This is a genomic window from Pseudomonas sp. Je.1.5.c (assembly GCF_051129895.1).
GTDB lineage: Bacteria > Pseudomonadota > Gammaproteobacteria > Pseudomonadales > Pseudomonadaceae > Aquipseudomonas > Aquipseudomonas urmiensis.
Map to the genome: position 1 here is coordinate 30,673 of NZ_JBCPSP010000032.1, position 26,168 is coordinate 56,840.

A 26,168-nucleotide genomic window follows, 5' to 3' on the forward strand; every position below is an offset into this window, starting at 1 on the left:
AAATGCGGCAAAGGCCCACAGTATACCCAGCCCCACAAGGGCCAGCCATCGGCTAAATCCGCTTGTCACAATGCTTTCATGGCTGAGCCCTTATCCTAGCGCCAGCCCCCTCGAATAGGACTCAACCGCCATGGCCTCGCTCTGGACCTTGCTCTTCCACCGCCCGCGCCACCTTACCTATGCTCGCCTGGACTGCGACGGAAAATGCCTGGCATTCAAGCACTGCGGCCAGCCTCCAGCGGGCAGTGGCTGGGTCCAGGTCAGCGAAGCCAAACTGGCTTGGCTGGGCCAACCACTGCCTTCCAGCGCCCGAGTTTGCGCCCGCGCAAGCCGTCACTGGCAGCAACGCAGCCTGCCAGCCTGACAAACGCTGCAATAAAAACCGCGATTAACGACCTTTCTGCCCGCGACATCGTTATAATCTCCCCCCGATTATAAGGACGTCTCCTGATCGGGCCCCGCACCTGCCGATTGACCCCGGCACCTTCACCGCCTCGCCCACAGAGAGCCTTCCACTTCAGGTCTTGCATCGGCTGTCGTGCCTGCTTTTTCTGGCCTTCTGCTTTGCATGAACCTGTGGGTTGCCATCGCGCAGTCCCTTTTTGAGGTTCACGTCTCCAAAAGAGCGTGGAAAAACGGGTTTTCACAACTTCACAAGAGTGTGGCGAGCAAAATGAACAGTCTGGCATGTGCAAAAGCGGCAGATGTGTCCCGAACGGCCCCTAATGGCCGGCAACTTCGCTCATCCTCGATGAGTAACTGAGGCCGGTCCATAACGCACGTCGGATGCCTTGACCATAAGTCGAATTGCCGCACCCGCGGCAACAGCGTTCAATAGATGAACCCTGAGACTGATTGGCGGTGTCCGCGGAAGTTGCAAGAACTGCGAAGAGTCGGACATGGCGAACCTGGCAACCCCAGGGATCCTATGCTGTCAATTAGGTGCTGTAGATTGTGGAGACGCGTTAAATGGCGCAGAACGAATCGGTTGATGTAGTACTGGTAGGCGCGGGCATCATGAGTGCCACCCTGGCCGTACTGCTCAAAGAGCTCGACCCGGCCCTCAAACTGGAGGTCGTCGAAGCGATGGACTCCGGGGCTGCGGAAAGCTCCAACCCTTGGAACAACGCCGGGACCGGTCACGCCGGCCTGTGTGAGCTGAACTATACGCCGCAGGCCGCCGATGGCAGCATCGACATCAAGAAGGCCGTGCACATCAATACCCAGTTCGAGGTTTCGCGCCAGTTCTGGGCTTATTTGAGCAAGAAAGGCAGCTTCGGCTCGCCGCGTGCGTTCATCAACCCCGTGCCACACCTGAGCTACGTCGAAGGTGACAAGGGCGTGTCCTTCCTCAAGAAGCGTTTCGAGCTGCTCAAGCAGCACCACGCCTTCGCTGAGATGGAATACACCGAAGACAAGGCGGTAATGAACGACTGGATGCCGTTGATGATGCCCGGCCGTCCGGCTGACCAGCACATCGCCGCCACCCGCGTATTGAAAGGCACCGACGTCAACTTCGGCGCCCTGACCAACAAGCTGCTCAAGCTGCTGGGCAACAGCCCGGACACCCAGGTCAAGTACAGCAAGAAGGTCATCGGCCTGCGCCGTAACGGCAGCGGCTGGACGGTCAGCATCAAGGACGTCAACAGCGGCAGCACCCGTGAAGTCGACGCCCGCTTTGTCTTCCTCGGCGCCGGCGGCGCGGCACTGCCGCTGCTGCAAGCCTCGGGCATCCCAGAGAGCAAAGGCTTCGGCGGCTTCCCGGTCAGCGGCCAGTGGCTGCGTTGCGACAACCCGGAAATCGTCAAGCAGCACCAGGCCAAGGTCTACAGCCAGGCTGCGGTCGGCGCCCCGCCGATGTCCGTGCCGCACTTGGACACTCGCGTGGTCGATGGCAAGAAATCGCTGCTGTTCGGACCTTACGCCGGTTTCACTACCAAGTTCCTCAAGCACGGTTCGTTCTTCGACCTGCCGCTGTCGGTACGCATGGGCAACATCGGCCCGATGCTGGCGGTAGCGCGCGACAACATGGACCTGACCAAGTACCTGGTCAGCGAAGTGATGCAGTCGATGGAGCAACGCCTCGAGTCGCTGCGCCGCTTCTACCCCGAGGCCAAGGCCGAGGACTGGCGCCTGGAAGTGGCGGGCCAGCGCGTGCAGATCATCAAGAAAGACCCGAAGAAAGGCGGCGTACTGCAGTTTGGTACCGAGCTGGTCTCGGCCCAGGACGGCAGCCTGGCGGCACTGCTGGGCGCCTCCCCAGGTGCTTCGGTGACCGTCTCGATCATGCTTGAGCTGATCGAGCGCTGCTTCCCCGAGCAGGCCAAGGGTGCCTGGGCGGCCAAGCTCAAGGAAATCTTCCCGGCTCGCGAGAAGGTCCTGGCTACCGACGCCGCGCTGTACCGCAAGATCAGCGCCTACAACGACGAAGCGTTGGAAATGGTGGAAAGCAGCCCGGCTCAGCATTACGCCTGAGCTGGCTGAAACGAAAAAACGCCCCTTGGGGTAATGCCAGTCAGTTAGCGTTTCATCGCCTCTAAATGGGGCCGCTTGGCGGCCCTTCGCGGGCAAGCCCGCTCCCACAGGAACAGCGCAAGCTTGAGAATCTGCGCAATCCTGTGGGAGCGGGCTTGCCCGCGAAGGGCTGCAAAGCAGCCCCAATTCGCTTAACTGACTGGCATTACCCCTTGGGGCGTTTTTTTGTGCCTGCGATTTTTCATGGTGGGCTGCTTTGCAGCCCCTGGCTCAGCAGGCCGCCGCGCGATCAGAATCAACCACGGGCGTTGTTGATGATCTCGATGTACTCAGGCGCATTGCGCTGATCGGCAATCTGCTCGACGAAGGTCTGGCCATGCTCGTCTTTACCGTCCAGGTCCAAACCGGCCTCGACGAAGAAACCGACAAAACGCTCGAAGTCGTCAATGCGCAGGCCACGGTAAGCCTTGACCAGCTTGTGCACAGACGGCGAGGTCACGCCATCGGCCGGCTCGAACTGAAGGAACGACTTGATGTAGTCGTCGCTGATCTCGTCACCAATCACCTGCTTCTTGTCTTTACGCATTGCCGACTCCAACTGGACCATCACGGAATTTCGAAGGCCGGCAGTTTACCCCTCGCAGCGCGCAAGCCTCAACGCGTACGTACGGTACCGGTGTGCAGATCGGCCCAGATATGGCCATTGGCGTAGGTCAGAAACTGCACATAAAGCGTCTCGTTGCGCAGCAGATCCATGATCACCCGGTAGTCAGCGAGCGGATAGTTCAAGGTCAGGGTGCGGGTCTTGTCGTCGTACACCGGCTTCTTCAGGCTCTTGCCACCCTCGCCATCGAAGCTGAGCAGCACTTGGCTGATGGTCGCGCCCTTGCTCAGGGGCTTGCCCTTGAGGCGCATCTGCAATGAAGCGGTAATCGGGATTGGCTGCTGGTCGGACTGACGCTGGGCGCCCACCACCACCGAGTAGTCGGTGACCTGCAGCAATTGCTGGCCGGTCGGCGCTTCCTGGCGCAGGGACTGGTCATCGGGCGGGAGGAACTGGCTGTGCAATGGCGCCGCGGACAACGGCAAGCTCACCGCCAGCAGAAGGGGGATAAACGCACGCATGTGAGGCTCCTTGGCATGAAGGGGCACTCTAGCATGAGCGGTTTGCCTGTACTGGCCCTATCGCGGGGCAAGCCGGCTTTGACAGCGGCAGCGCGATAGGGCCAACAGAGCCTTACAGGCCTTTTACGGCAAAGATGCCATTGGCGTTGCGCCAGTAGCCTTTGTAGTCCATGCCGTAACCGAAGATGTAGCGATCGACGCACGGCAGGCCGACGTAGTTGGCCTTCAGGTCAGGGCTGGCCTTGCGGTCGTGGTCCTTGTCGATCAACACGGCGGTGTACACCGAGCGCGCACCTGCGTGCTTGCAGAAGTCGATGATGGCGCTGAGGGTGTGACCTTCGTCGAGGATGTCATCGACGATCAGCACGTCACGGTCGATGAACGACACTTCTGGCTTGGCCTTCCAGAACAGCTCGCCGCCGCTGGTCTTGTTGCGATAGCGGGTGGCGTGCAGGTACGAGGCTTCCAGCGGGAACTGCAAGTGAGTCAGCAGCTTGCCCGCAAAGATCAGGCCGCCGTTCATCACACAGAACACTACCGGGTTCTTGTCGTGCAGCTCTTGGCAGATCTGCTCGCCGACCTTGGCGATAGCGGCCTCTACTTCGGCTTCGTTGTACAGGCAGTCTGCCTCGCGCATGACTTGACGGATGTGCTCGAGATCGGCGGACATGGCGCTCTCCAAGGGGGTCGGAATTGGAAAAGCGGGCAAAGGTACGCATCCGCTCGTCCCAGATCAAGCGTTTATGGACTAACGTGCTGAATGACCAGACGACAGCTCAGGCTGAATAGATTAATCTAGCGCGGTTTTTTTGCCCGCCTCCCGGAGCCCTCCCCTATGCCTACTCGTGAGATCCGCCATCCGCTGATCCGCCACAAGCTCGGCCTGATGCGCCGTGCCGACATCAGCACCAAGAATTTTCGCGAACTCGCCCAGGAAGTCGGCGCGCTCCTGACCTACGAAGCCACTCAAGACCTGCCGCTGGAATCCTACGAAATCGACGGCTGGAGCGGTAAAGTCCAGGTCGAGAAAATCGCCGGCAAGAAGATCACTGTAGTGCCAATCCTGCGCGCCGGCATCGGCATGCTCGACGGCGTCCTCAGCCTGATCCCAGGTGCCAAGGTCAGCGCCGTGGGCGTTGCGCGCAACGAGGAAACCCTCGAAGCACACACCTACCTGGAAAAGCTCGCCCCCGATATCAACCAGCGCCTGGCGCTGATCATCGACCCAATGCTGGCGACCGGCGCCTCGATGGTCGCCACCATCGACCTGCTGAAAAAAGCCGGTTGCAAGGAAATCCGCGCGATGGTCCTGGTGGCCGCCCCCGAAGGGATCGCCACGGTCGAACAGGCTCACCCGGATGTGAGCATCTACACCGCGTCGATCGACCAGTGCCTGAACGAACATGGCTACATCATCCCTGGCCTGGGCGACGCTGGAGACAAGATCTTCGGCACCAAGCAGAAGGACGCCTGACCATGCAGGACGGCTTCAACGACCCGCTCTGGCGCCAGGTCGTCTCGGGCGCGCAGATGCTCTTCGTGGCATTCGGCGCGCTGGTGCTGATGCCGCTGATCACCGGCCTCGATCCTAACGTGGCGCTGTTCACCGCCGGTATCGGCACCTTGCTGTTCCAGCTGGTGACTGGCCGTCAGGTACCGGTGTTCCTCGCCTCCAGCTTCGCCTTCATCACTCCGATCATTCTCGCCAAGGGTCAGTTCGGCCTGGCCGAGACCATGGGCGGGGTGATGGCGGCTGGCTTCGTCTACACCTTCATGGGCTTGATGGTGAAGATCAAGGGCACTGGTTTCATCGACCGCATGCTGCCGCCAGTAGTGATCGGCCCAGTGATCATTTCCATTGGCCTGGCCATGGCACCGATTGCCGCCAACATGGCCATGGGCAAGGGCGGTGACGGCGTGGCGTTGATGCCGTACAAGACCGCGATGCTGATTTCGATGCCGGCGCTGCTCACCACTTTGATCGTGGCAGTGTTCGGCAAGGGTATCTTCCGCCTGGTGCCGATCATCTCGGGCGTACTGGTGGGCTTTGCCCTGTCGTTCGCCTTTGGCGTGGTCGACACTGCCAAGATCGCTGCCGCGCCGTGGCTTGAGCTGCCTAACTTCACCGCTCCGGCTTTCAACTGGCAGGCCATTCTGTTCATTGTGCCGGTTGCTCTGGCGCCAGCGATCGAACACATCGGCGGGGTGATTGCCGTGGGTAGCGTGACCGGTCGCGACTACCTGAAAAAGCCCGGCCTGCACCGCACCCTGCTCGGCGATGGCTTGGCCACGACCGCTGCCGGCCTGTTCGGCGGCCCACCCAACACCACCTACGCCGAAGTGACTGGCGCGGTGATGCTGACCAAGAACTACAATCCGAAGATCATGACCTGGGCGGCGATTTTCGCCATCACCCTGGCCTTCATCGGCAAGTTCGGAGCACTGCTGCAGAGCATTCCGGTGCCCGTGATGGGCGGCATTCTGTGCCTGCTATTCGGTTCGATTGCTGCGGTGGGCATGAACACCATGATCCGCCACAAGATCGACCTGGGCGAGGCTCGCAACCTGGTGATCGTTTCGGTGACCCTGGTGTTCGGTATCGGCGGCGTGCTGATCGGCAGCGGCGACGGCCCTGACGATTGGGGCCTGAAGGGCATCGCCCTGTGCGCCGTGGTGGCCATTGCCCTGAACCTGTTGCTGCCGGGCAATGATGGTTGGAAGAACAAGAAGATGGATGATCAGTTGCCCTGATTGATCACTGACTTCGCACAACGTGGGAGCGGGCTTGTCCCGCGATAGCGTACTTGCGGGCAATCAAGCTGCCTGGAGTCATGCTATCGCGGGGCAAGCCCGCTCCCGCGTTGCGCTTAATATCCGAATCAGCGTTCAGGCCTTTTCGCACATCCCCGCCAACACCTTCACCCACTCCGGGTGATCATTCAGGCAAGGCACCAGGACCAACTCCTCGCCACCTGCCTCAATAAACTGCTCACGCCCGCGATCACCGATCTCCTCCAGCGTCTCGATGCAGTCCGCGACAAACGCCGGGCACATCACCAGCAGCTTCTTCACGCCCGCCTTGGCCAATTCATCCAGGCGCGTCTCGGTATACGGCTCGATCCACTTGGCTCGGCCCAACCGTGACTGGAACGACACCGACCACTTGCCATCGGCAATGCCCATCTTTTGCGCAAAAGCCTTGGCCGTCGCCAGGCACTGGCCGCGGTAACACACGGCGCGCATCTCGGCGCTGGCATCCTTGCAGCAATCAGCCGCCTGGAAATCATGCCTGCCGGTTGGGTCAAGCTTCTTCAGGTGGCGCTCGGGCAAGCCGTGGAAGCTCAGCAGCAGGTGATCGTAGGGCTGCTCAAGGTGCGGTTTGGCACTGGCGACCAAGGCATCGATGTAGCTTGGCTGGTCATAGAATGGCTGCAGCACGCGCATTTCAAGCGGCAACTGGCGCTCGGCAATGGTCTGCTTGGCCTGTTCGACAACCGTGGTCACCGTGCTGTCGGCGAACTGTGGATACAGGGGCGCCAAGGTCACCTTGCGCACGCCTTGCGCGGCCAATCGAGCGAGCACATCGGGCAGTGCCGGCTGGCCATAGCGCATGGCCATTTCCACCGGACCATGCGGCCAATGGTCGACCATCGCCGCTTGCAGGCGGCGGGTCAGCACCACCAGCGGAGAACCCTCATCCCACCAGATCGAGGCGTAGGCATGGGCCGACTGTTCCGGGCGCTTGACCAGGATCAGCGACACCAGCAAGCGCCGCACTGGCCACGGCAGGTCTATCACGTAGGGGTCCATCAGGAACTGATTGAGGTAGCGGCGCACGTCGGCCACCGAGGTTGAAGCCGGCGAACCCAGGTTGACCAGCAGCAGAGCGTGATCGGTCATGCAGCGTCCTATGTCAGAGGCGGCTGGACAGGTTGTCCAGCGCCGATTGCAGATCGTTGAAGCGGAACGTGAAACCCGCCGCCAGCAAGCGCACCGGGCGCGCACGCTGACCGCCAAGCAGCAAGGTCGACAGCTCGCCCAGCCCGGCCTTGAGCAGCAGCGCCGGCACCGGCAAGCGAGCCGGGCGGTGCAGGGCCTTGCCCAGGCGCTTGGCGAACTCGCGGTTGCGTACTGGCTCTGGCGCGCAGGCATTATAAGGACCGCTGGCGTCGTTGTGCCGCAAGAGAAAATCAATCAGGGCGACCTGGTCGTCTATATGAACCCACGGCATCCATTGCCGACCATCGCCCAGAGGCCCGCCCAGGCCGAGTTTGAACGGCACGCGCAGACGCGACAAAAAGCCGCCATCACTGGCCAGCACCAACCCCGTGCGCACCAGCACCACGCGAATGCCCAGGGCCTGCGCACGCTGCGCGGTTTCCTCCCAGGCGATGCACAGCTGGCTGGCGAAATCTTCCTTGACCGGCGGCGACGCCTCGGTCAGCTCACGCTCGCCACCATCACCATACCAGCCGACAGCGGAGCCAGAAATCAACACCTGTGGGCGCTGCTGACGCTGCTCCAGCCAGCCCAGCAACTGCTCGGTGAGGGTAATCCGGCTGGCCCACAGCAGGTGGCGCCGGGCAGCGGTCCATGGCCGATCGGCAATCGGCGCGCCGGCCAGATTGACCACCACATCGACCACATCATCTGCGGCCAGGTCATCTAGACGGGCGATCCCGCGCACGCCCGAACCACACAATCTAGGCACCTGTTCCGGGCGGCGGCTCCAGACAGTCAGGCGATGGCCCTGGTTTATCCAGAACTGGCAAAGGTGCTGGCCGATCAAGCCAGTACCGCCGGTCAGCAATATATGCATGGCTGTGTCCTCGCAGAGGGCGGCCGTGGTCTATTTTTAAGATCAAGGCACTTTTTTGACCGAACGCTCTCGGATAAACATAGGCCAACCTAGCCTATCGAGCGGAATAACCTTATACAAACATTGTGCATTGTACAGGTTTGCCTGACCGCGTAATCTGCTTATAGCAAGGTTCGAAGAGGCCATCATGACAGTACCTATTGCCATCATCGGTGCCGGGATCGCCGGCCTTTCCGCAGCCCAGGCCTTGCAAAAGGCCGGGCAGACCGTCCACCTGTTCGACAAAGGCCATGGCAGCGGTGGGCGCATGGCCAGCAAGCGCAGCGAAGCTGGCGCGCTGGACCTGGGCGCCCAATACTTCACCGCCCGCGACCGACGCTTCGTCGAGCAGGTACAGCAGTGGGTGGCTGCCGGCTGGGCCGAGCAGTGGAAGCCGCAGCTGTACAACTACCGCGACGGCGAGCTAACCCCCTCCCCCGACGAACAGACCCGTTGGGTTGGCGTGCCACGCATGAGCGCGATCACCCGCGGCCTGCTCAAGGATGTCACGGTCAACTTCGGCTGCCGCATCGCCGAGGTATTTCGCGGCAAGCAGTACTGGCATCTGCAGGACACCGAAGGCTGTAGCCATGGCCCGTTCAGCCGCGTGGTGATCGCTGTGCCCGCGCCTCAGGCTACGCCTTTGCTGGCCGCCACGCCAAAACTGGCCGCGGTTGCCGCTGGCGTGCAAATGGAGCCGACCTGGGCGATTGCCCTGGCCTTCGAAACGCCACTCGATACGCCGATGCAAGGCTGCTTCGTACAGGACAATCCGCTCGACTGGCTAGCCCGCAACCGTAGCAAGCCAGGCCGCGACGAGCAGTTGGATACCTGGGTACTGCATGCCACTTCAGACTGGAGCAAGCAGCATATCGACCTGAGCAAGGAGGCCGTGATCGAGCAGTTGTGGGGTGAGTTCGCCGAACTGGTTGGCTGCGTGGTCCCCGCGCCCTCGTTCGCCCTGGCCCACCGCTGGCTCTACGCACGACCCGCGGGCAACCATGAATGGGGCGCGTTGGCCGATGCCGACCTGGGCTTGTATGCCTGTGGCGACTGGTGCCTGTCGGGGCGGGTCGAGGGCGCTTGGCTGAGCGGGCAAGAGGCGGCCAGACGACTGCTGGAGCACCTGGACTAAGCAACCGGGCAACCTATACAGAAATAATTGTTTGCATAAGTTTATGGCTGTGCTGGAATAGACTTGTACATAAGATACGCCAGTGTACAAGTTTTCCGGAGACAGCGAATGAACGCCTCGTCGAAACCCCGCATCGGTATCAGTGCCTGCCTGCTCGGTCATAGCGTGCGCTACAACGCAGGCCACAAGGCTTCCGAGCTGTGCCTCAAAGCTTTCGAGGCGCATTTCGATTGGGTGCCACTGTGCCCGGAAGTGGCCATCGGCCTGGGCGTGCCGCGCGATCCTATCCGCCTGGTGGGCGATCCGCAGCGACCTGAAGTGGTCGCTACCCGCAACCCCGGGATGGACCTGTCCGGCCCGCTGCGCGCTTACGGCGAACAGATGGCCACTGAGCTCGATGATATCTGCGGCTACATCTTCATGCAGAAGTCGCCCTCCTGCGGCCTGGAGCGGGTCAAGGTGTACCAGGACAACGGCCATCCTTCGACCAAAGGCGGACGTGGCGCCTACGCCGATGAGTTCTGCGCGCGCCGCCCCGATCTACCTGTGGAGGAAGAAGGCCGCCTGCATGATCCGGTGCTTCGGGAAAACTTCATCAGCCGCGTCTATGCCTATGCCGACTGGCAGCAACAACTTGCCGAAGGGCTCACTCGCGGGGCCTTGATCCGTTTCCATTCACGCTACAAATACCTGCTGATGGCCAACAACCCGCTGGCCTATCGTCAGCTCGGGCGGTTGCTGGGCAATCTGCGCCGTGATGACGACCCGCAGACCGTCGGTGCCGATTACTTCAGCCAGTTGATGCAGGCCTTGCGCCGCTGCGCCAGCCGTGGCACCCACGGCAATGTGCTGCAGCACTTGAGTGGTTACCTGCGCGGCGCACTAGGCAGTGACGACCGCGCCGAACTGCAGCAAGTGATCGGCCAGTACCAGCAAGGCATCGTGCCGCTTGTAGTGCCGCTCACCTTGCTCAAACACCACCTGCGCAATCATCCGGATCCGTACTTGAACCAGCAAACCTATCTACAGCCACATCCCGAAAGCCTGGGATTGCGCAATGCCGTCTGAAACCCTGCTGGCCATTGGCGAGCTGGCGCGCCGCACTGGCGTCAACCCGGTCACCCTGCGCGCCTGGGAGCGACGTTACGGGCTGCTCAAGCCGCAGCGCACCGCCAAGGGGCACCGGTTGTATCCTGAGGAGCAAGTCGAGCGCGTGCAGACCATCCTCAGTTGGCTGGAACGCGGCGCTTCGGTGGGGCAGGTCCGCGAGCTGCTCGAGCGCGCGCCAAGCATCGCCCCCGTAGGCGATTGGCAGAGCCGTGAACAGGCGCTGATCGAGGCGATTGGCATGCTCGCCCATCGCCCCCTTGACCACCAGCTCAACCAGGCCATGGCGCTGTACCCGGCGATCACCCTCTGCGAGCAGCTGCTGATGCCGCTGCTGCACAGCCTCGCACGGCGTTGGCAAACCCACTTCAACGCACGGTTGGAGCAAGCGTTCTTCCACACCTGGCTGCGCAGCAAGCTGGGGGCGCGGGTCTACCACGACAATCAGCAACTGCAAGGCAGCCCAATCCTGCTGGCCGTCGACAGCGAGCGTCCCTTCGATGCCCAGTTGTGGCTGTGCGCCTGGTTGCTGAGCAGCAGCGGCTATCCGGTCGAAGTGCTAGAGCAGCCGGTCAGTGGCGCGCAACTGCTACGCGCGATCAATCAGTGGCAACCACGTGCCCTGCTGCTGCACCTGGGCCCGCGTATCGATCTGGTGGCGCTGGAGCGCACCTTGCAGGGCATCGACGGGGTAAAACTCCTGGGCGGCGAGACAGTCTCCCTCCATGAGGCCCAGTTGCATGCCTTGGCACTGCCGCAGCTGTTGTTGTTCGACACTCCGCAGGCGGCCTTGCGCCTCCTGCAGCAATCACAGAGATGACTCACTCATGCAACTGATCTGGCTGCGCAGCGACCTGCGAATAGATGACAACAGCGCCCTGAGTGCCGCCTGTGCGCGTGGGCCGACCGTTGCCCTGTGGATCGCCAGCCCCGGCCAATGGCTGGAACATGACGACGCGCCGTGCAAGGTCGATTTCTGGCTGCGCAACCTGCGCGAGCTGCGCCACTCGCTGGAACAACTGAACATCCCCTTGCTGATCCGCAAGACCGCGACCTGGCAGCAGGTGCCGCACGTGCTGCTTGAGGTCTGCCGTGAGCACCAGGTAGAGGCCGTGCACTGGAACGAGGAGTACGGCATCAATGAACAGCGACGCGACGAGGCCGCGCAAGCCCTGCTGGATCAGTCCGCAGTATCCACATCGACCTACCTTGATCAACTGCTGCTGCGCCCTGGCACAGTCCTGACCCGCAGCGGGCACTACTTCCAAGTGTTCGGCCAATTCAAGCGCGCCTGCCTGGAGCGATTGCATCATGGCCTGCCAGCGCTGGCGCACAAGGTCAACGCCCAGGCGCCCTTAGCCATCGCCAATGACCCCATCCCACACCAGATCGAGGGTTTCGAGGCGCCCCCGCTCACCCTGCGCGAGCATTGGCCCGCCGGCGAAGCCGAGGCGCAGCGCCGCTTGGCGGCCTTTATCGAGGACGTGGTCGAGGATTACCCGCAGCTGCGTGACCTGCCTGCCGAACCTGGCACCAGCCAGCTCTCACCGTATCTGGCCGCCGGGGTGATTTCGCCACGCCAATGCCTGCACGCCGCCCTGTCCGCCAACCACGGCGAGCTCGACAGTGGCAGCAGCGGGGTTCAGACCTGGATCAACGAGCTGCTCTGGCGCGAATTCTACAAGCACATCCTGGTGGGTTATCCACAGGTGTCGCGCCATCGCCCCTTCCGTGCGCATACCGAAGCGCTGCCGTGGCGTGATGCCCCTGAAGACTTGAAGGCCTGGCAGGAAGGACGTACCGGTTTCCCACTGATCGACGCCGCCATGCGCCAACTGCTGGAAACCGGCTGGATGCACAATCGCTTACGGATGATCGTCGCCATGTTCCTGAGCAAGAATTTATTGATCGACTGGCGCCAGGGCGAGCGCTACTTCATGCGTCACTTGATCGACGGCGACCTGGCAGCCAACAACGGCGGCTGGCAATGGAGCGCATCGACTGGAACCGACTCCGTGCCGTATTTCCGCATCTTCAATCCGGTCACCCAATCGCAACGCTTCGACCCCAAGGGGCGCTTCATTCGCCATTGGCTCCCTCAATTGAAGGGCCTAAATGAAAAAACTATTCATTTGCCCGTGAAGTCTGCCGATCTATTTGCTACAAACTCTTACCAGAGTCCGATTGTCGATCTCGCTAGTAGTCGCCAGCGCGCATTGGAAGCCTTCAAAGGCTTGGCCGGCTGGCAGGATCAGGGGGCAGTATCTTGAATAACTCACGCAGTTTCTGGGTGACCGGTGCGACCAATGGACTCGGTATAGCTCTGGTGAGCGGATTGCTCGAGCAGGGGCATCGGGTCGCCGCCAGTGGCATACAAAGCCAGGAGCTCACAGGCTTGGCCAGCCACTACGGCGAACGCCTGCTGCTTTTACCTGGGCAGTTGCATGACAGTTCGCAGGCGCAGGCCGCCGTTACACAGCTGCAGGCGGCGTGGGGATCGCTGGATGGTTTGCTCATCAATGCCGGCACCTGCGACTACCTGGCGGATGATCTGCCGGATACCGACCTGTTCCAAAGCATCGTAACCAGTAACCTGCAAGCCAGTGCCAATTGCCTGGCCGCTGCCCTGCCCTTGCTGACCAAGGGCGATGCTGCACAGGTCATGGCTATCCTCAGTCGTTACTCGGCGATGCAACTGTATGAACCCAATCAGCCACTGAGCGGTTTCAACAGCCCCCCGCACTGGTTCCGCGAGCAGCGCCAGGTATTGCAGGATCTGGGTATCGATCTGACGCTAGTAGCGCCGCAGTCGTTGAAAGCGCCGGTGACGCTGGCCCAGGCGGTGCCTGAACAGTGGACGGCGCAGACTGCTGCGCAAGTATTGCTGGCCAGCCTGCCCAAGCGTGAACCTGAATTGGTGCTAGAGGCTCTGAGCCTCAACAGCCTTTGGCCGTTGCCACGGTAGGCAACAAGGGCCGCAAAGCGGCCCCAGCAAACCTAAAGTGCCATGCGGTAGTGCAGGCTATAGCTCTCAACCCCATCGTTGGGTTGCTTGATACCGGCGTTGGAATAATGAATGGCGCGCACGCCAATCTCATGCCCGCCGGCAAAGCGCAAACCAAAGCCGATGCGGTCCTCGAACTGGAAGGACGAACCCAGCTCATTGCTTTCAAGTTCGGTGCTGGAGAACGCCGCCACGCCGATTCCCGCTTCGATGTACGGCTTGACCGAGTCCCCGGCAAACTCGTAGACGAATACCGGCGCGAACGACAGGCTATGGTTGCTCGCGGTCTGATCGCCATCCCAGTAGGTGTACGCCCCATCCCAATAGCCAGTCAGGCGACCGACACTGGTCTGCCACCAGCTTGCATCCCAGTTCGATTGCAGACCCAACCGGTAGACCATGGTCGAATCGCCAGTCTGCCCCACCGAGAAAGAAACATCAGCGGCCTGCGCCGCGCCCAAGTGCCCCACAGTCAAGGCGGCAGCCGCCACCAAACCAAGCAGTTTCTTCATGAGAAACGTCCTTTTTCCTGATGCTGTTGTTAGTGTTTCGCCCTCACAGGCACAACAATAGAAATCGGCAGTTGTACGATAGTTCAGCTTTCTTCGTGGCTTTTCACACTTTTTTTACATCGAAAAGCTTTGCACACTGTCGGACTTCTTCCACAGCAACGGCAGGATTTTTCTCAGATTTTCCGGATCAGCACTGCTCCAGAACACCGTATCGCGGGCCGGGCCGTCGGCCAGCAACTGGCGCTCGGCCAGTAGCCGTTGCAGCTGCCGCGCCACCGCAGCGCCGGTGTCGATGATCGCCACATCAGCCGGCACCATTTCGGCCAGCAGTGGACGCAAGAAGGGGTAGTGGGTGCAACCGAGAATCAAGGTATCGCAGCCGGCACTGAGCAGCGGCTGCACGTAGCCAGCCAGCAGCTGGCGCAATTGGGGGCTGAACAAGTCGCCCGCCTCGATGCACTCGACCAGGCCCGGACATGGCTGGGTGATTACCCGTACATCACTGGCAAAGCGATCGAGCAAGGCGGCGAACTTGGCACTCTGCAGGGTGCCGGTGGTGGCCAGCACCCCGACCACGCCCGAGCGGGTCGCCGCAGCAGCGGGCTTGACCGCAGGCTCCATGCCCACCAGCGGCCAGCTGGGATACAGCTCGCGCAGGTCGGCCACTGCGGCCACGGTAGCCGTGTTGCAGGCCAGAACCATGGCCTTGGCGCCTTGCTGCTGGAAGAACCCGGCGATATGGCGCAAGCGCTGGCGGATGTAATCGGGAGACTTTTCGCCATACGGCACATGCCCGCTGTCAGCCACATACAACAGCGACTCGTTGGGCAGCAGGCGCTGGATCTCGGCGAGTACCGACAGACCGCCGACCCCCGAATCCATCACGCCCACTGGCGCCGAACGATCAGCCATGGCGAGTGCCGCACACTGCACACGCAGGGTCGCGCTTGACCCGGAGCTCGCGCATGCGCGTGCTCAGCGCGTCGATCAGCAGCAGCCGGCCGACCAATGGCTCGCCAAAGCCGGCGAGCAGCTTCAATGCCTCTAGCGCTTGCAGGCTGCCCACCAGCCCCACCAAGGGGCCGATCACGCCGGCTTCACTGCAAGTCAGTTCGGCTTCGCTACCATGGCCATACAGGCAGTGGTAGCACGGGCTGTTTTCCCGGCGCGGATCGAATACCGAAAGCTGCCCCTCCAGACGAATCGCCGCCCCACTGACCAGTGGCTTGCCAGCCGCCACGCAAGCGGCGTTGACCGCCTCACGGGTGGTGAAATTGTCGGAACAGTCCAGCACCAGGTCGACCGCTGCCACCGCAGCGGACAGCGAATCTTCATCCAGCGCCTGGCGATGAGCGACCAGCGTGATTTCAGGATTGATCGCCTGCAAGCGCTTGATCGCCGAATCCACCTTGCCCAGGCCAACGCTGTCGGTGTCGTGGATGATCTGGCGCTGCAGGTTGGTCAGGTCGACCGTATCGAAGTCAGCCAGGTGCAGTTCGCCGACACCCGCTGCCGCGAGATAGAGCGCGACCGGCGAGCCGAGCCCGCCCACGCCGACCACCAGCGCCTTGCTTTGCTTGAGCCGCAACTGGCCGTCGATGTCGACCTGGGCCAGCAGGATCTGCCGGCTGTAACGCAGCAGCTCCTGGTCACTCAGCATGGCAGGCGCCCCAAGGAGATGCGCTCATGGCCGCCCAGGTCAATCCGGCTGCAAACGTCACCGAAACCCTGCTGGCTGAGCAACTCACGCACGTCTGCGGCCTGATCGTAGCCGTGTTCGAGCAGCAGCCAGCCGCCCGGCAGCAAGTGTCCTGGGGCCTGGGCAATGATGACGCGCAGATCATCCAGCCCGTCCTGGCCCGCCACCAAGGCACTGGTCGGTTCGAAGCGGACATCGCCAGCCACCAGGTGCGGATCTTCGGCACGGATGTAGGGCGGGTTACTGATGATCAGGTCAAAACGTTCGCCGTCCAGGGCGTCGTACCAGTGGCTGGTGCGCACGTGGACATTGTTCAGCTGCAGACGCTGGCGGTTGCGCTCGGCCAGGGCCACCGCCTCATCGATACGGTCCACTGCCATCACCTGCCAAGCCGGTCGCTCGCTAGCCAGGGCCAGGGCGATGGCGCCCGTGCCGGTGCCCAAATCGAGCATTCGTGCGGGGGTCGCAGGCAGCAATTCAAGGGCAGTTTCCACCAGCAGCTCGGTGTCTGGACGGGGAATCAGGGTATGCGGCGCCACTTCCAGGTCGAGCTTCCAGAAGCCCTGCTGACCGAGGATGTACGCCACCGGCTCACCGGCGCGACGGCGGCTGAGGAAATCGGCGAACACTTGCGCCGCCTCGCTGCTGACGATTCGCTCGGGCCAGGTGTGCAGGTAGCTGCGCGACTTGCCCAGGGCGGCAGCCAGCAGCAGCTCGGCATCCAGCCGTTCGGTCGGGGAGTCGGGCAGCTGCGCGTTGCGCAGCAGGCTGGCGATGATGGTCATTATTCCCCCAGGGCGGCCAATTGATCGGCCTGGTACTCGGCCAGCAACGGTTCGATCACGGCTTCGACGCCACCGGCGAGGATGTCGTCGAGCGAGTACAGGGTCAGGTTGATGCGGTGATCGGTGACTCGGCCCTGTGGATAGTTGTAGGTGCGGATCCGCTCGGAGCGGTCACCGGAGCCGACCAGCAGCTTGCGCTCGCTGGCAATCGCGTTCTGCGCGGCGCTGGTCTGAATGTCGTTGAGCTTGGCCGACAACCAGGACATGGCGCGAGCACGGTTCTTGTGCTGCGAGCGCTCTTCCTGGCACTCGACCACGATCCCGGTGGGCAAGTGGGTAATGCGGATTGCCGAGTCGGTCTTGTTGATGTGCTGACCACCGGCGCCAGAGGCACGGTAGGTGTCGACACGCAGGTCGGCCGGGTTGATCTCGATCGCCACCTGCTCATCCGGCTCGGGCAGTACCGCCACGGTACACGCCGAGGTGTGGATACGCCCCTGCGACTCGGTCTCTGGCACGCGCTGCACGCGATGCGCGCCCGACTCGAACTTGAGCTTGGCGTAGACATTGTCGCCTTCGACCCGGGCGATGATTTCCTTGTAGCCGCCGTGCTCGCCCTCGTTCTCGGAGAGAATCTCCAGGCGCCAGCCGCGTTTTTCGGCGTAGCGCGAGTACATGCGGAACAGATCGCCGGAGAAAATCGCCGCCTCGTCACCGCCGGTGCCAGCGCGGATTTCCAGGAACACGTTGCGCCCGTCGTTAGGGTCCTTGGGCAGCAGCATGCGCTGCAGCTGAACCTCCAACGCAGCCAGCTGCTCCTTGGCCTCGCGCACTTCTTCCACGGCCATTTCGCGCAGGTCCGGGTCGCTGTCCTTGAGCAGCGCTTGCGCGCCTTCGAGGTCGTCCTGAACCTTGCGCCACTCCTTAAAAGCAGTGATCACCGGCTCGACTTCGGCGTACTCGCGCGAATAGGCACGAAAACGGGTCTGGTCGGAAATGACCTCGGCATCGCCCAGCAGGGCGGTGAGTTCCTCGAAGCGATCCTGGAGAATGTCCAGTTTGTTCAGCAGCGACGCTTTCATTGCGGGGGTTTGTCCGTGGAGCCCTCATTGAGGGCAAAGAGTTCCTGGGCCATGGCCAGCGCATCGACGCGGCCCTCGGCCGAGAGCTTTTTCAGTTGCACGCTGGGCGCGTGCAGAAGTTTGTTAGTCAGACCGCGAGCCAGCTGGGCCAGCACATCTTCCGGGTTGCCACCGTTGGCCAGCAGGCGCTGGGCCTTTTGCAGTTCTTCATCGCGCAGCCGTTCGCTCTGCTGGCGGTAGGCCTTGAGCACATCCACCGCGGCCAGCTCGCGCAGGCGCACCATGAAATCCTCGGCGCCCACCGAGACCAGCTCTTCGGCGGCCTGGGCCGCGCCCTGGCGGCTCTTGAGGTTTTCCGCGACCACATCGTGCAGGTCGTCGACGGTATACAGGTAGACGTCGTCCAATTCGCCAACTTCTGGCTCGATATCGCGCGGCACGGCAATGTCGACCATGAAGATCGGTTTGTGCCGGCGCTGTTTCAAGGCGCTTTCCACCGCCCCTTTGCCAAGGATCGGCAACTGACTGGCGGTCGAACTGATAACGATGTCACTGTTGGCCAATTCCTGGGGGATGTCGGCCAGCAGCACGGCATGCGCGCCAAACTGTTCGGCAAGAATACTGGCGCGCTCCAGTGTCCGGTTGGCCACCACGATGCGCCGCACACCTTGCTCATGCAGATGGCGGGCGACCAGGGTGATGGTCTCGCCAGCACCGATCAGCAGCGCTTGACTGCGGCCCAGGTCGCTGAAGATCTGCCGGGCCAGGCTAACTGCGGCAAATGCCACCGACACCGGGTTCTCGCCGATCGCGGTGTCGGTGCGCACCTGCTTGGCGGCGCTGAAGGTGGCCTGGAACAACCGGCCAAGCAGCGGACCAATGGTGCCAGCCTCGCGAGCGACGGCGTAGGCCGACTTCATCTGGCCAAGAATCTGCGGCTCGCCAAGCACCAGCGAGTCGAGCCCGGAGGCGACCCGCATCATATGCCGCACGGCGTCGTGCTCTTCGTGCACGTAGGCACTGGCGCGCAGCTCGTCGAGGCTAAGCTTATGGTACTCGGCCAGCCATTGCAGCACGGCATCGGCTGCCAGGTGGTCCTGCTCTATATAGAGCTCACTGCGGTTGCAGGTCGAAAGAATCGCCGCCTCACGGCTGGCGGTCAGTCGGCAAAGCTGCTGCAGGGCATCGACCAGCTGCTCTGGCGTAAACGCCACGCGCTCGCGTACGTCTACCGAGGCAGTCTTATGGTTGATACCAAGTGCAAGAAAGGCCATGCAAGGTCGCTGGTTGTGACGTGAAGCCGATAATTGTCCTACTTCGCAGGATTCAGAACAACCACCGTTCGCTATTGTCCTAATAGATTGCGGCCATACCCAGCCGCAAACACAGTCATCCTGAAATGAACAGCATGCCTTCGCAGGTGGGTTTGCCACTGCGCTTGTGTCATCATGCTCCGACCGCCGGTTAGCACTTCTAAGCCTCATCTATGAATAGATCCTACGCACTGCTGCTTACCCTCGCCCTGCTCCAGGGCTGCCAGAGCCTGGCCCCGAAAGACAGCGAGGCGCAGTCGCCTGTGGCCGCCAAGGCCGAGCAGGAAAAGCCCGTGGCGTACGGATCGTTCAAGCAGGAAACCGTCTACAGCCTGCTGGTAGCGGAGCTGGCCGGCCAGCGCAACCGCTTCGACATCGCCCTGGCCAACTACGTCGATCAGGCCGAGAAAACCCAAGACCCCGCCGTTTCCGAACGCGCCTACCGCATCGCCGAGTACCTCGGGGCTGACGAACCGGCCCTGGATACCGCGTTGATCTGGGCGCGCAATGACGCGCAGAACCTCGATGCGCAGCGCGCCGCCGCGATCCAGCTGGCACGCTCCGGACGTTATGACGAATCCATGACCTACATGGAAAAAGTCCTGCAAGGCCAAGGCGATACTCACTTCGACTTCCTCGCCCTGTCTGCCGCCGAAACCGACCAAAGCACCCGTGACGGCCTGATGCAAAGCTTCGAACGGCTGCTGGTCAAATACCCCAATAACGGTCAGCTGGTGTTCGGCAAGGCGCTGCTGCTCAATCAAGACGGCAAGGCTGAAGAAGCGCTGTCGCTGCTCGAGGCGCACCCGCCGCAAAACGGCGAAATCGCCCCGATCCTGCTTCGCGCTCGCCTGCTACAAGCCTTGGACCGTGGTTCGGAGGCCTTGCCGCTGCTGCGCGGGGCCATTCGCGACAACCCCGACGACAAACGCCTGCGCCTGACCTACGCCCGCACCTTGGTAGAACAGGATCGCATCGGCGACGCCAAGGCCGAATTCGAAAGCATGCTCCAGCAGTACCCGGAGGATGACGAGCTGCGTTACTCGCTGGCGTTGGTGTGCCTGGAAAACAAAGACTGGGACGAAGCCGAGGGCTACCTGCAAGAGCTGGTCGAGCGCGACAGTAACGTCGATGCCGCGCACCTGAACCTGGGACGCATCCGCGAGGAGCGCAACGACCCTGAAGCGGCGCTGCGCGAGTACGCCCTGGTCGGCACCGGCCCAGACTATCTGCCGGCGCAACTGCGCCAGGCCGACATCCTGATTGCCAATGGCCGCGGCAGCGAAGCCTCGCGCCTGCTCGCCGAAGCCCGCGAAGCGCAACCGGACTACGCCATCCAGCTGTACCTGATCGAAGCCGAGAGCTACGGCAACAACGGCAAGGACGCGCAAGCCGACCAGGTACTGCAGCAAGCGATCAAGCGTTACCCGGACGACCTCAACCTGCTCTACACCCGCGCCATGCTGGCGGAGAAGCGCGGCGATCTTGCCGAGATGGAAAAAGACCTGCGCGCGATCATCGCTCGCGAGCCGGAAAACGCCATGGCCATCAACGCCCTGGGCTACACCCTGGCCGACCGCACCACCCGCTATGCCGAGGCCAAGCAGCTGATCGAAAAAGCCCATCAGCTGACTCCGGATGACCCCGCCGTACTCGACAGCCTGGGCTGGGTCAACTACCGCCTGGGCAACCTCGACGAGGCCGAACGCCTGCTGCGCCAGGCTTTGGAGCGCTTCCCCGACCATGAAGTGGCCGCCCACCTGGGCGAAGTGCTGTGGGCCAACGGCAAGCGTCGTGAAGCTCGCCAGGTCTGGGCCAAAGCCTTCCAAGCCCAGCCCGACAGCACCATCCTGCGCAAGACCGTCTTGCGCCTGACCGGATCAGAGACCCTCTAAGCCATGTTTCTGCGTCATTGCATCACCTTTACCCTGATCGCCCTGCTGGCCGGTTGCGCCGGCTTCGGTTCTCGCGAAGCCTTGCACGGCCAGGGCGACCCAAAGCTGTGGCGTGAGCACAAAGCTCAGCTGAGCACCCTCGACGGCTGGCAGATCAACGGCAAGGTCGGTATCCGTGCGCCGAAAGACTCCGGCAGCGGCACCCTGTTCTGGCTGCAACGCCAGGATTACTACGACATTCGCCTGGCCGGCCCGCTCGGCCGTGGCGCGGCGCGGCTGACTGGTCGCCCCGGCGGCGTGGTGCTGGAAGTGGCCAACCAGGGTCGCTATGAAGCACCCAGCCCTGAGGCTCTGCTCGAACAACAACTGGGCTGGCAGTTGCCGGTATCCCACCTGGTCTGGTGGGTGCGCGGCCTGCCCGCTCCTGACAGCAAGAGCCAGCTGACCCTGGGCGATGACAGCCGCCTGGCCAGCCTCAGCCAAGACGGCTGGCAAGTGCAGTACCTGAGCTACACCGAGCAAAACGGCTACTGGCTGCCCGAGCGCCTCAAGTTGCACGGCAAAGATATCGACGTGACCCTGGTGGTCAAAGACTGGCAACCACGCCAGCTGGGGCATTGATCTGTGGATAAGCTCACCCTGCCTGCCCCGGCCAAGCTCAATCTCTGGCTGCACATCATCGGTCGCCGCGCCGATGGTTATCACGAGCTGGAAACCGTTTTCCAATTCCTCGACTACGCCGACCACCTGACCTTCGCCGTGCGCGACGACGGCCAGGTGCGTTTGCAAACCGCAATTAACGGGGTCGACCACGACAGTAACCTGATCGTGCGCGCCGCCCGCCAACTGCAAGCGCAATCGGGCTGTACGCTGGGCGTCGACATCTGGCTGGACAAGATCCTGCCCATGGGCGGCGGCATCGGCGGCGGCAGTTCCGATGCCGCCACCACCTTGCTGGGCCTGAACCATCTGTGGCAACTGGGCTGGGATGCCGATCGCCTGGCCCAGCTGGGCCTGAGCCTGGGCGCCGACGTGCCAGTGTTCGTCCACGGTCACGCAGCGTTCGCCCAAGGCGTCGGTGAACAGCTGACCCCGGTCGATCCAGAACAGCCGTGGTATGTCGTGCTGGTGCCGCAAGTGTCTGTCAGCACAGCGGAAATTTTTTCACATCCGCAGTTGACACGTGATTCCCTCCCCCTTAAGATGCGCCCCGTTCCCGAGGGAAACAGTCGAAATGACTGCCAACCGGTGGTAGAGCAAAGTTATCCAGAAGTTCGCAATGCGTTGAATCTACTGGGTAAATACACTGAAGCTCGACTGACCGGCACTGGAAGTTGTGTGTTTGGGGCCTTCCCAAGCAAAGCCGAAGCTGATAAAGTTCTGGCCCTTCTTTCAGAGACCCAAACAGGGTTTGTGGCGAAAGGAAGCAATATTTCGATGTTGCATCAACAGCTACAAAGTCTGCTCTAGAAGTCGAGTGCCAAGCACTCGCAGCAACAGATACAGGGGCGTCGCCAAGCGGTAAGGCAGCAGGTTTTGATCCTGCCATGCGTTGGTTCGAATCCAGCCGCCCCTGCCATTTTCCTTATACTCATCCAGGTATACCCTCAGCCTTCAGGTACTGCGCGTGTCCAAGATGATGGTCTTTACGGGGAACGCTAACCCCGATCTGGCTCGGCGTGTCGTACGTCAGCTGCATATCCCTCTCGGTGACGTCTCTGTCGGTAAATTCTCCGACGGCGAGATCAGCACTGAGATCAATGAAAATGTCCGCGGTAAAGACGTCTTCATTATTCAGCCGACCTGCGCTCCGACCAACGATAATCTGATGGAACTGGTAGTGATGGCCGACGCCTTCCGCCGCTCCTCAGCTTCCCGAATCACTGCCGTGATTCCTTACTTCGGATACGCCCGCCAGGACCGCCGTCCGCGTTCGGCACGTGTAGCCATCAGCGCCAAAGTTGTCGCTGACATGCTCACTGTCGTGGGTATCGACCGTGTTCTCACCGTCGACCTGCACGCTGACCAGATCCAGGGTTTCTTCGATATTCCTGTCGACAACATCTACGGCTCGCCCGTATTGGTCGACGATATCGAAGACCAGCGTTTCGAGAACCTGATGATCGTCTCCCCAGACATCGGCGGCGTCGTGCGTGCACGTGCTGTTGCCAAGTCGCTGGGTGTCGATCTGGGTATCATCGACAAACGCCGTGAAAAGGCCAATCACTCCGAAGTGATGCATATCATCGGCGACGTCGAAGGACGCACTTGCATCCTGGTAGACGACATGGTCGACACCGCCGGCACCCTGTGCCACGCGGCCAAGGCCCTGAAAGAACACGGCGCTGCCAAGGTTTACGCCTACTGCACGCACCCTGTTCTGTCTGGCCGAGCGATCGAGAACATCGAGAAGTCGGTACTGGACGAGCTGGTGGTGACCAACACCATCCCGCTGTCCGCCGCTGCTCAAGCCTGTGACCGTATCCGCCAGTTGGATATCGCACCGGTTGTCGCTGAAGCGGTCCGCCGTATCAGCAACGAAGAATCGATCAGCGCGATGTTCCGCTAAGCGGAACACACGTTGACGAAAAGCGCCCCGCCCCAACACTCGCTGTTGGGGCGGGGCTTTTTTGCCCACCCCGTTTGGCGCTGGTCGCAAACGCCTGCGGGAGATGGCTATTTTGGAGAAACAAAATGACTGATTTCATCCTGAACGCCCAAGCGCGTACTGACCTGGGGAAAGGTGCGAGCCGCCGCCTGCGTCACTCCGCCAGCATCCCTGCCGTTGTCTACGGTGGCGGTAAAGAAGCGCAATCCCTGACCATCGTGGCCAAGGAAATCGCCAAACTGTTCGAAAACGAAGCTGCCTACAGCCACGTGATCGAGCTGAACGTTGACGGCGCCAAGCAAAACGTCATCGTTAAAGCCATGCAGCGTCACCCAGCCAAGCAATTCATCATGCACGCTGACTTCATTCGCGTCGTTGCTGGCCAGAAGCTGACTGCTGTTGTTCCAGTGCACTTCATCAACGAAGAAGCACCGGTCAAGAAAGGCGGCGAGATCTCGCACGTTGAGTCGCAGATCGAAGTGTCCTGCGAAGCCAAGGACCTGCCAGAGTTCATCGAAGTCGACCTGGCTAACGCTGAAATCGGCACCATCATCCACCTGTCGGACCTGAAAGCTCCGAAAGGCGTAGAGTTCGTAGCTCTGGCCCACGGTGATGACAAAGCTGTTGCCAACGTTCACGCTCCGCGTGTTGCGCCGGAAGCTGCAGAAGGCGCTGCTGAGTAATCTACTCGGCACGTCGGTGTTGACCGGGTTACAGTGCTCAGCGCTGTAACCCACCAACTCCAAGGAAGAGCCCCTACGTGACCGCCATCCAGTTGATCGTTGGCCTGGGTAACCCCGGCCCCGAATACGAACAGACCCGGCATAACGCAGGGGCTCTTTTCGTTGAACGCATTGCTAGCGCCCAGCGTGTCTCCTTGACTGCTGACCGCAAATATTTCGGCCTGACGGCTAAATTCAGCCATCAGGGCAACGACGTTCGTCTGTTGATCCCCACCACCTACATGAACCGTAGCGGCCAGTCCGTAGCGGCTTTGGCCAATTTCTTCCGGATCAAGCCGGAAGCGATTCTGGTGGCTCACGACGAACTCGACCTGCCTCCCGGCGTCGCCAAGCTCAAGAAGGGCGGCGGCCACGGCGGGCATAACGGCCTGCGCGACATCATCGCGCAGCTCGGCAACCAGAACGACTTCCATCGCCTGCGGCTCGGCATCGGCCACCCAGGTGACGCCAAGCTGGTCTCCAACTTCGTCCTCGGCCGCGCACCGCGCGCTGAACAGGACAAGCTCGACGCCAGCATCGACTTTGCCCTCGGCGTGCTGCCGGACGTGCTCGCCGGCGACTTCGCCAAGGCCATGCGCGAGCTGCACGGCCAGAAGGCCTGATATCACCTAGAGGGGAATTTCCATGGGTTTCAATTGCGGCATCGTCGGCCTGCCCAACGTCGGCAAGTCCACCCTGTTCAACGCGCTGACCAAATCCGGCATCGCGGCTGAGAACTTCCCCTTCTGCACCATCGAGCCGAACAGCGGCATCGTCCCGATGCCCGACGCGCGCCTGGCGGCCCTGGCCGAGATCGTCAAGCCTAACCGCATCCTGCCGACCACCATGGAGTTCGTCGACATCGCAGGCCTGGTGGCCGGTGCCTCCAAAGGTGAAGGCCTGGGCAACAAGTTCCTCGCCAACATCCGCGAGACCGACGCCATCGCCCACGTGGTGCGCTGCTTCGAAGACGAGAACGTGATTCACGTCTCCAACAGCGTCGACCCCAAGCGCGACATCGAGATCATCGACCTGGAGCTGATCTTCGCTGACCTCGACAGCTGCGAGAAGCAACTGCAGAAGGTTGCCCGTAACGCCAAGGGCGGCGACAAGGATGCCCTGGCGCAGAAAGCCATCCTGGAAAAACTGATCCCGCACTTCACCGAAGGCAAGCCGGCGCGCAGTCTGATGAAGAACATGGCTGACGACGAGAAAGCCGTGATCCGTGGCTTCCACCTGCTGACCAGCAAGCCGGTGATGTACATCGCCAACGTCGCTGAAGACGGCTTCGACAACAACCCGCACCTGGACGTAGTCCGCGCCATCGCCGAAGAAGAAGGCGCAGTGGTGGTGCCGGTGTGCAACAAGATCGAAGCCGAGATCGCTGAACTCGACGACGGCGAAGAGAAAGACATGTTCCTCGAGGCCCTGGGCCTGGAAGAGCCTGGCCTGAACCGGGTGATCCGCGCAGGTTACGAACTGCTCAACCTGCAAACCTACTTCACTGCCGGCGTGCAGGAAGTACGTGCCTGGACCGTTCGTGTCGGCGCAACCGCCCCGCAAGCGGCCGGCGTGATCCACACCGACTTCGAGAAAGGCTTCATCCGCGCCGAAGTGGTGGCCTATGACGACTTCATCCAGTACAAGGGTGAAGGCGGTGCAAAAGAAGCCGGCAAATGGCGTCTGGAAGGCAAGGACTACATCGTCAAAGATGGCGACGTGATGCACTTCCGCTTCAACGTCTGATTCGGCTGTAATACGCGACGCCCTCACGCAAAGCACTACACTGAAGGCGTAACTGAAGCGGGATAACCGAAGCGCTGCCTCGAAACCCGATGGTCTTGACCC

Annotated in this window: 27 protein-coding genes and 1 tRNA gene; 17 read left to right on the plus strand and 11 right to left on the minus strand. The window is 61.8% G+C overall.

Annotation, left to right across the window (positions count from 1 at the left end):
* Positions 1 to 130 precede the first annotated feature (130 nt).
* A complete protein-coding gene (locus AAZU54_RS20195; RefSeq protein WP_186554176.1) occupies positions 131 to 364 on the plus strand; it encodes a hypothetical protein in 234 nt (77 codons plus the stop codon).
* 605 nt (positions 365 to 969) lie between these two features.
* On the plus strand, positions 970 to 2,475 hold the full coding sequence (mqo, locus tag AAZU54_RS20200) for a malate dehydrogenase (quinone) (RefSeq protein ID WP_186554177.1): 1,506 nt from the start codon (positions 970 to 972) through the stop codon (positions 2,473 to 2,475).
* A 295-nt stretch (positions 2,476 to 2,770) separates the two neighbouring features.
* On the opposite strand, the gene AAZU54_RS20205 is transcribed toward mqo, so the two are convergent.
* The 3 genes from AAZU54_RS20205 to AAZU54_RS20215 form a co-directional block, all read right to left on the minus strand.
* Entirely contained in the window at positions 2,771 to 3,061 is a 291-nt protein-coding gene (locus AAZU54_RS20205) for a PA4642 family protein (RefSeq protein WP_186554178.1), read from the minus strand.
* A gap of 68 nt (positions 3,062 to 3,129) precedes the next feature.
* Positions 3,130 to 3,600: a hypothetical protein gene (locus AAZU54_RS20210; protein ID WP_186554179.1), complete on the minus strand. Its 471-nt coding sequence runs from the start codon at positions 3,598 to 3,600 to the stop codon at positions 3,130 to 3,132.
* Between the two features lie 112 nt (positions 3,601 to 3,712).
* Positions 3,713 to 4,270, minus strand: coding sequence for a hypoxanthine-guanine phosphoribosyltransferase (locus AAZU54_RS20215; protein ID WP_186554180.1), 558 nt, complete (start codon positions 4,268 to 4,270; stop codon positions 3,713 to 3,715).
* A 165-nt stretch (positions 4,271 to 4,435) separates the two neighbouring features.
* Between AAZU54_RS20215 and upp the strand changes: the two genes are divergently transcribed.
* Positions 4,436 to 5,074: a uracil phosphoribosyltransferase gene (gene upp / locus AAZU54_RS20220; protein WP_186554181.1), complete on the plus strand. Its 639-nt coding sequence runs from the start codon at positions 4,436 to 4,438 to the stop codon at positions 5,072 to 5,074.
* 2 nt (positions 5,075 to 5,076) lie between these two features.
* A complete protein-coding gene (locus AAZU54_RS20225; RefSeq protein WP_186554182.1) occupies positions 5,077 to 6,351 on the plus strand; it encodes a uracil-xanthine permease family protein in 1,275 nt (424 codons plus the stop codon).
* Between the two features lie 135 nt (positions 6,352 to 6,486).
* Here the strand turns inward: AAZU54_RS20225 and hemH are convergent, their stop codons facing one another.
* Complete coding sequence (hemH, locus tag AAZU54_RS20230; RefSeq protein ID WP_186554183.1) at positions 6,487 to 7,500, minus strand: ferrochelatase; 1,014 nt, start codon at positions 7,498 to 7,500, stop codon at positions 6,487 to 6,489.
* Between the two features lie 13 nt (positions 7,501 to 7,513).
* Entirely contained in the window at positions 7,514 to 8,419 is a 906-nt protein-coding gene (locus AAZU54_RS20235) for a TIGR01777 family oxidoreductase (protein ID WP_434727570.1), read from the minus strand.
* A gap of 187 nt (positions 8,420 to 8,606) precedes the next feature.
* Here AAZU54_RS20235 and AAZU54_RS20240 point away from each other — a divergent pair, with 187 nt between their 5' ends.
* The 5 genes from AAZU54_RS20240 (at position 8,607) to AAZU54_RS20260 (ending at position 13,665) form a co-directional block, all read left to right on the plus strand.
* Positions 8,607 to 9,593, plus strand: coding sequence for an NAD(P)/FAD-dependent oxidoreductase (locus AAZU54_RS20240; protein WP_186554185.1), 987 nt, complete (start codon positions 8,607 to 8,609; stop codon positions 9,591 to 9,593).
* 108 nt (positions 9,594 to 9,701) lie between these two features.
* Positions 9,702 to 10,661: a DUF523 and DUF1722 domain-containing protein gene (locus AAZU54_RS20245; RefSeq protein WP_405129964.1), complete on the plus strand. Its 960-nt coding sequence runs from the start codon at positions 9,702 to 9,704 to the stop codon at positions 10,659 to 10,661.
* Positions 10,651 to 11,520 (plus strand): MerR family transcriptional regulator, encoded by an 870-nt coding sequence (locus AAZU54_RS20250; RefSeq protein ID WP_405129963.1) that lies wholly within the window; start codon positions 10,651 to 10,653, stop codon positions 11,518 to 11,520. The genes AAZU54_RS20245 and AAZU54_RS20250 overlap by 11 nt, the downstream gene beginning before the upstream one ends.
* Before the next feature lie 7 nt (positions 11,521 to 11,527).
* Positions 11,528 to 12,970 (plus strand): deoxyribodipyrimidine photo-lyase, encoded by a 1,443-nt coding sequence (gene phrB, locus AAZU54_RS20255; RefSeq protein ID WP_434727571.1) that lies wholly within the window; start codon positions 11,528 to 11,530, stop codon positions 12,968 to 12,970.
* Positions 12,967 to 13,665, plus strand: a complete 699-nt coding sequence (locus AAZU54_RS20260) for an SDR family oxidoreductase (protein WP_434727572.1) — start codon at positions 12,967 to 12,969, stop codon at positions 13,663 to 13,665. Before phrB ends, AAZU54_RS20260 begins: the two co-directional genes overlap by 4 nt.
* 32 nt (positions 13,666 to 13,697) lie before the next feature.
* Here AAZU54_RS20260 and AAZU54_RS20265 read toward each other — a convergent pair whose 3' ends face one another.
* The 6 genes from AAZU54_RS20265 to hemA form a co-directional block, all read right to left on the minus strand.
* Positions 13,698 to 14,216, minus strand: a complete 519-nt coding sequence (locus tag AAZU54_RS20265; RefSeq protein WP_264234733.1) for an acyloxyacyl hydrolase — start codon at positions 14,214 to 14,216, stop codon at positions 13,698 to 13,700.
* A gap of 114 nt (positions 14,217 to 14,330) precedes the next feature.
* On the minus strand, positions 14,331 to 15,128 hold the full coding sequence (murI, locus tag AAZU54_RS20270) for a glutamate racemase (RefSeq protein WP_434727573.1): 798 nt from the start codon (positions 15,126 to 15,128) through the stop codon (positions 14,331 to 14,333).
* Positions 15,121 to 15,876: a molybdopterin-synthase adenylyltransferase MoeB gene (locus AAZU54_RS20275; protein ID WP_186554192.1), complete on the minus strand. Its 756-nt coding sequence runs from the start codon at positions 15,874 to 15,876 to the stop codon at positions 15,121 to 15,123. Before AAZU54_RS20275 ends, murI begins: the two co-directional genes overlap by 8 nt.
* Positions 15,870 to 16,700 carry a peptide chain release factor N(5)-glutamine methyltransferase gene (gene prmC, locus AAZU54_RS20280; RefSeq protein ID WP_434727574.1) on the minus strand — a complete coding sequence of 277 codons (831 nt, stop codon included), beginning with the start codon at positions 16,698 to 16,700 and terminating at the stop codon, positions 15,870 to 15,872. Before prmC ends, AAZU54_RS20275 begins: the two co-directional genes overlap by 7 nt.
* Entirely contained in the window at positions 16,700 to 17,782 is a 1,083-nt protein-coding gene (gene prfA, locus AAZU54_RS20285) for a peptide chain release factor 1 (RefSeq protein ID WP_186554194.1), read from the minus strand. Before prfA ends, prmC begins: the two co-directional genes overlap by 1 nt.
* The gene (gene hemA, locus AAZU54_RS20290) at positions 17,779 to 19,056 is read right to left on the minus strand and encodes a glutamyl-tRNA reductase (RefSeq protein ID WP_186554195.1); all 1,278 of its coding nucleotides are present in this window, start codon (positions 19,054 to 19,056) and stop codon (positions 17,779 to 17,781) included. Before hemA ends, prfA begins: the two co-directional genes overlap by 4 nt.
* A 212-nt stretch (positions 19,057 to 19,268) precedes the next feature.
* Between hemA and AAZU54_RS20295 the strand changes: the two genes are divergently transcribed.
* From AAZU54_RS20295 to ychF, 8 genes are all read left to right on the plus strand, one after another.
* A complete protein-coding gene (locus AAZU54_RS20295; protein ID WP_186554196.1) occupies positions 19,269 to 20,990 on the plus strand; it encodes a tetratricopeptide repeat protein in 1,722 nt (573 codons plus the stop codon).
* 3 nt (positions 20,991 to 20,993) lie between these two features.
* On the plus strand, positions 20,994 to 21,611 hold the full coding sequence (gene lolB / locus AAZU54_RS20300; RefSeq protein WP_186554197.1) for a lipoprotein insertase outer membrane protein LolB: 618 nt from the start codon (positions 20,994 to 20,996) through the stop codon (positions 21,609 to 21,611).
* Between the two features lie 3 nt (positions 21,612 to 21,614).
* The gene (gene ispE, locus AAZU54_RS20305) at positions 21,615 to 22,460 is read left to right on the plus strand and encodes a 4-(cytidine 5'-diphospho)-2-C-methyl-D-erythritol kinase (RefSeq protein ID WP_186554198.1); all 846 of its coding nucleotides are present in this window, start codon (positions 21,615 to 21,617) and stop codon (positions 22,458 to 22,460) included.
* Positions 22,461 to 22,494: 34 nt separating this feature from the next.
* Positions 22,495 to 22,569: transfer RNA gene (locus AAZU54_RS20310), tRNA-Gln, on the plus strand.
* 48 nt (positions 22,570 to 22,617) lie between these two features.
* Positions 22,618 to 23,559 carry a ribose-phosphate pyrophosphokinase gene (locus AAZU54_RS20315; RefSeq protein ID WP_099773531.1) on the plus strand — a complete coding sequence of 314 codons (942 nt, stop codon included), beginning with the start codon at positions 22,618 to 22,620 and terminating at the stop codon, positions 23,557 to 23,559.
* Between the two features lie 125 nt (positions 23,560 to 23,684).
* The gene (locus AAZU54_RS20320) at positions 23,685 to 24,281 is read left to right on the plus strand and encodes a 50S ribosomal protein L25/general stress protein Ctc (protein ID WP_186554199.1); all 597 of its coding nucleotides are present in this window, start codon (positions 23,685 to 23,687) and stop codon (positions 24,279 to 24,281) included.
* A 77-nt stretch (positions 24,282 to 24,358) separates the two neighbouring features.
* Complete coding sequence (gene pth / locus AAZU54_RS20325) at positions 24,359 to 24,943, plus strand: aminoacyl-tRNA hydrolase (RefSeq protein ID WP_264234724.1); 585 nt, start codon at positions 24,359 to 24,361, stop codon at positions 24,941 to 24,943.
* A 22-nt stretch (positions 24,944 to 24,965) separates the two neighbouring features.
* The gene (gene ychF / locus AAZU54_RS20330; protein ID WP_186554201.1) at positions 24,966 to 26,066 is read left to right on the plus strand and encodes a redox-regulated ATPase YchF; all 1,101 of its coding nucleotides are present in this window, start codon (positions 24,966 to 24,968) and stop codon (positions 26,064 to 26,066) included.
* The last annotated feature ends 102 nt before the right edge of the window (positions 26,067 to 26,168 follow it).

Bases quoted from the DNA above. Each gene is read 5' to 3' on its own strand.
- AAZU54_RS20195 (WP_186554176.1), top strand. From the start codon at position 131: ATGGCCTCGCTCTGGACCTTGCTCTTCCACCGCCCGCGCCACCTTACC.
- mqo (WP_186554177.1), top strand. From the start codon at position 970: ATGGCGCAGAACGAATCGGTTGATGTAGTACTGGTAGGCGCGGGCATC.
- AAZU54_RS20205 (WP_186554178.1), bottom strand. From the start codon at position 3,061: ATGCGTAAAGACAAGAAGCAGGTGATTGGTGACGAGATCAGCGACGAC.
- AAZU54_RS20210 (WP_186554179.1), bottom strand. From the start codon at position 3,600: ATGCGTGCGTTTATCCCCCTTCTGCTGGCGGTGAGCTTGCCGTTGTCC.
- AAZU54_RS20215 (WP_186554180.1), bottom strand. From the start codon at position 4,270: ATGTCCGCCGATCTCGAGCACATCCGTCAAGTCATGCGCGAGGCAGAC.
- upp (WP_186554181.1), top strand. From the start codon at position 4,436: ATGCCTACTCGTGAGATCCGCCATCCGCTGATCCGCCACAAGCTCGGC.
- AAZU54_RS20225 (WP_186554182.1), top strand. From the start codon at position 5,077: ATGCAGGACGGCTTCAACGACCCGCTCTGGCGCCAGGTCGTCTCGGGC.
- hemH (WP_186554183.1), bottom strand. From the start codon at position 7,500: ATGACCGATCACGCTCTGCTGCTGGTCAACCTGGGTTCGCCGGCTTCA.
- AAZU54_RS20235 (WP_434727570.1), bottom strand. From the start codon at position 8,419: ATGCATATATTGCTGACCGGCGGTACTGGCTTGATCGGCCAGCACCTT.
- AAZU54_RS20240 (WP_186554185.1), top strand. From the start codon at position 8,607: ATGACAGTACCTATTGCCATCATCGGTGCCGGGATCGCCGGCCTTTCC.
- AAZU54_RS20245 (WP_405129964.1), top strand. From the start codon at position 9,702: ATGAACGCCTCGTCGAAACCCCGCATCGGTATCAGTGCCTGCCTGCTC.
- AAZU54_RS20250 (WP_405129963.1), top strand. From the start codon at position 10,651: ATGCCGTCTGAAACCCTGCTGGCCATTGGCGAGCTGGCGCGCCGCACT.
- phrB (WP_434727571.1), top strand. From the start codon at position 11,528: ATGCAACTGATCTGGCTGCGCAGCGACCTGCGAATAGATGACAACAGC.
- AAZU54_RS20265 (WP_264234733.1), bottom strand. From the start codon at position 14,216: ATGAAGAAACTGCTTGGTTTGGTGGCGGCTGCCGCCTTGACTGTGGGG.
- murI (WP_434727573.1), bottom strand. From the start codon at position 15,128: ATGGCTGATCGTTCGGCGCCAGTGGGCGTGATGGATTCGGGGGTCGGC.
- AAZU54_RS20275 (WP_186554192.1), bottom strand. From the start codon at position 15,876: ATGCTGAGTGACCAGGAGCTGCTGCGTTACAGCCGGCAGATCCTGCTG.
- prmC (WP_434727574.1), bottom strand. From the start codon at position 16,700: ATGACCATCATCGCCAGCCTGCTGCGCAACGCGCAGCTGCCCGACTCC.
- prfA (WP_186554194.1), bottom strand. From the start codon at position 17,782: ATGAAAGCGTCGCTGCTGAACAAACTGGACATTCTCCAGGATCGCTTC.
- hemA (WP_186554195.1), bottom strand. From the start codon at position 19,056: ATGGCCTTTCTTGCACTTGGTATCAACCATAAGACTGCCTCGGTAGAC.
- AAZU54_RS20295 (WP_186554196.1), top strand. From the start codon at position 19,269: ATGAATAGATCCTACGCACTGCTGCTTACCCTCGCCCTGCTCCAGGGC.
- lolB (WP_186554197.1), top strand. From the start codon at position 20,994: ATGTTTCTGCGTCATTGCATCACCTTTACCCTGATCGCCCTGCTGGCC.
- AAZU54_RS20320 (WP_186554199.1), top strand. From the start codon at position 23,685: ATGACTGATTTCATCCTGAACGCCCAAGCGCGTACTGACCTGGGGAAA.
- ychF (WP_186554201.1), top strand. From the start codon at position 24,966: ATGGGTTTCAATTGCGGCATCGTCGGCCTGCCCAACGTCGGCAAGTCC.